Source organism: Planococcus maritimus, from assembly GCF_001592825.1.
Classification (GTDB): Bacteria; Bacillota; Bacilli; order Bacillales_A; family Planococcaceae; genus Planococcus; species Planococcus maritimus_C.
In genome coordinates, this window is record NZ_LTZG01000030.1 from 1 (window position 1) to 385 (window position 385).

Sequence of the window (385 nt, forward strand, 5' to 3'; positions counted from 1 at the left end):
GGATTTCCTTTTCCCCGAACCAAAAAGAGGTCACGAAGGCGGGTGGCCCTTGGAAGGTAACCAATATTTCACCCGGGTTTTCAATCGTAGGCCATTGCGGATTGCCGGGTGAAAAATGGCCACGAAAGACAAAGCCGTCGTGTTCTTTTTTAACTGGAGGGGGAGGTGGGTCGCAAGCGGGCGGCCTGTTCCTGAGGTGATGATGGTCCCGAATGAATGAGCTTCGATAAATTCACGAAACTCTTCCGGGTCAGTCACTTGATAGTATTTTGGGATATACATAGCGCACCACCTTATATAATTAATACTCTCTTCGATACAAAATAATGAGGAGTAAATTAATATAACTTCTAATAAAGTATGGAGTAAAACTGCGTAGACTCCA

1 pseudogene is annotated in these 385 nt (G+C 44.9%); it reads right to left on the reverse strand.

The annotated features are described in order from the left end of the window. Positions 1 to 282: pseudogene (locus AY633_RS12280) on the reverse strand (FMN-binding negative transcriptional regulator); the annotation flags it as partial. Positions 283 to 385 lie beyond the last annotated feature (103 nt).